Source organism: Mesorhizobium sp. M2A.F.Ca.ET.042.01.1.1, from assembly GCF_003997405.1.
Lineage (GTDB): Bacteria > Pseudomonadota > Alphaproteobacteria > Rhizobiales > Rhizobiaceae > Mesorhizobium.
In genome coordinates this window covers 1-2,109 of sequence record NZ_RZRX01000492.1, presented here as the reverse complement: position 1 = coordinate 2,109, position 2,109 = coordinate 1, and the positions used below count along the sequence as shown (strand labels likewise).

The window sequence follows — 2,109 nt, the reverse complement described above, 5'->3', positions numbered from 1 at the left end:
GTAAGAGGCAGCCGGATCCTCGCCTGGCTCAGAAGCCGATTTACGCATTGAGACGTGCTGGTCGCCCGGCGAGCGCAGGTCGCCGGCGGCTCGGCTGCCCGACCATCAGTGCAGAGATGATCAGTGCAGAAGAGAAGCTCCGCGCAACTGCGCTATCCTGCGCATGATGGCGTTCAGCCAGTCGGCAATGGACGAGTCCTCGGGCCTTTTGTCGATGTCCTCAAGCGCCTGTTCCAGAGTGTGCTCGACAAGGCGGTCGGAGGCTCCGGCATCGTCCAGCAGCAGACGTGCGGTGAGCCGGAGCTTGGGCAGCAGCGCGACGACGTCCTCGGCCGCGGACACCGGCTGCATGACGGTCGCCGGCTCTGCGGAGGGCTCCGGCGGGAACAACGCATCGACCAGGCTCACGCGGTTCGAGGACTTGCTCAGGCTGCTGGCGAAACGCAAATGCTCGGGGATGGCGATGTCGTCATATCCGCTGAAGAACACGAAGGGCACGTTGCGCAGCATCAGTTCGTCCGCCACCGGGAAAATCTTGCGGCCGTGCAAGTCGATGTCCAGGATCGCGGCCTCGGCTGCTTTGGCATGTCGTCCGGCCTGTTCCAGCGTCGCCACCGGTCCCAGGATGATCGCGCCCATGTCAGCGAAGAAGGTCGCGAGATCGCTGGCGAGCAGCCACTCGTCCTCCGCGATCAAGAGGTGAAGTCCCCTGAGGTTTCGCACGCACGAACTCCGTCAATAGCATTCCGACGTGGTGAGACCGCAGCCCTGGACCATGCCGCGCCGACATCGGCGCGCATGACAGTGAGGCCGCAGGGAAGCCAGATGTTAGAACGCAGCGACGGGTGAACCGTTCCGGCCGTTCGCCGCATGCGCTTCGATCCGATCCGGCAGGCATGGAACCATTGCGCCGGCCTGCGGTTCGGCACGAGGCGGGACTTGGCCGGGAACCAGCACCATGACATCGCACGGCGAAGCCTCCAAGGACGATAACGAGCGTGAGAATGCCGAACGTGTCCGCGACCTCGCGGAAAGAGCGGGAATTCCAAGCGGGTTGGCGTTGGCGCTGATCCTGAAATACGGAAACGATCCGAACGTGCTCGATCGCGAGGCGGCAAAGCTGAAGCGGGACGCGGACAATGGCGATAGATAGGGGGGCAGCCGTGCTTGACGATCCGATGGTCCTCATCCTGATGTATTTCGTCTTGCCGGTCTGGCTGATCGCGGGTTTTGCCGATTGGCTCTGCCACCGCGCGACCCACATAGAGTCCACGACTGGCGCGAAGGAATCGCTCATCCATCTCCTGATGTTCGCCGAGGTCGGGATCCCGCTGCTTGCGGCAATGTTCCTCGAGGTGAACGCCCTGGTCATCGCGGTGATGATCGTCACCTTCTTTGTCCATGAAGCGACAGCGATGTGGGACGTGCGCTACGCGACCACGGCGCGCACGGTGAGCCCGATCGAGCAGCATGTGCACAGCTTCCTGGAGATGATCCCGCTGATGGGCGTGGTCATCGTGGTGGCGCTGCATTGGGGGCAATTCCTGGCGCTGTTTGGCGCCGGAACGGAAAAGGCTCGCTTCGATCTGACCTGGAAGCAGGAGCAGTTGCCGGTGACATATATTGCCGCCGTGATGGTCATTATCGTGCTGTTCGAACTGCTGCCCTATGTGGAGGAGTTCTTCAGAGGCCTGCGCGCCAACGCGGGCCGGCTCGTTCCAGCCAAGGCAAGGCGGCACAAGGCCGGCGACACCGCCGCGCGATGAAGCGCCTCATCGTCTCAGCCATTCTGGTCGATAGCGTGCGGCGAGGGCTGCTGGGCACCGCCGGCCGGACGCCCACCATTCTGGCCAGCCCACAGCCAGAGGGCGACCAGAACGATCACCAGAAGGCCAACTGCGAATATGATACGGCGCATCAGCGGCTTCAGCCCCCTGGCCGGTTGGCGGCCGGGTCCGAGCCGACCCCAACAGCGGGATCGGGCGCCACCGGACCGCGCTCGGCCTCCGAACCTTCCGACTCGATCTCCTGGACGGCCTGATCCCAGTGTTCCTGCTGGCGTCCCTCGGGTCTGCCTTCGCGTTCCCATATCTCGTGCGCGCGCTTCCT

5 protein-coding genes are annotated in these 2,109 nt (G+C 63.9%); 2 read left to right on the top strand and 3 right to left on the bottom strand.

Annotated features, from left to right (window positions below):
- Positions 1–120 precede the first annotated feature (120 nt).
- Positions 121–696 (bottom strand): response regulator, encoded by a 576-nt coding sequence (locus EOA23_RS34115; protein WP_245474446.1) that lies wholly within the window; start codon positions 694–696, stop codon positions 121–123.
- A gap of 262 nt (positions 697–958) precedes the next feature.
- Between EOA23_RS34115 and EOA23_RS34110 the strand changes: the two genes are divergently transcribed.
- Both EOA23_RS34110 and EOA23_RS34105 read left to right on the top strand, forming a co-directional pair.
- Entirely contained in the window at positions 959–1,153 is a 195-nt protein-coding gene (locus tag EOA23_RS34110) for a hypothetical protein (RefSeq protein ID WP_127307265.1), read from the top strand.
- Between the two features lie 10 nt (positions 1,154–1,163).
- Positions 1,164–1,766: a diguanylate cyclase gene (locus tag EOA23_RS34105; protein WP_126062607.1), complete on the top strand. Its 603-nt coding sequence runs from the start codon at positions 1,164–1,166 to the stop codon at positions 1,764–1,766.
- A 14-nt stretch (positions 1,767–1,780) separates the two neighbouring features.
- On the opposite strand, the gene EOA23_RS35950 is transcribed toward EOA23_RS34105, so the two are convergent.
- Entirely contained in the window at positions 1,781–1,918 is a 138-nt protein-coding gene (locus EOA23_RS35950; RefSeq protein WP_189341821.1) for a hypothetical protein, read from the bottom strand.
- Between the two features lie 8 nt (positions 1,919–1,926).
- Positions 1,927–2,109 (bottom strand): DUF2934 domain-containing protein (locus tag EOA23_RS34100; protein ID WP_145966588.1); only part of this gene is annotated, 183 nt, incomplete at its 5' end.

Coding starts and splice junctions, on each gene's coding strand:
- EOA23_RS34110 (WP_127307265.1), top strand. CDS start 959: ATGACATCGCACGGCGAAGCCTCCAAGGACGATAACGAGCGTGAGAAT.
- EOA23_RS35950 (WP_189341821.1), bottom strand. CDS start 1,918: ATGCGCCGTATCATATTCGCAGTTGGCCTTCTGGTGATCGTTCTGGTC.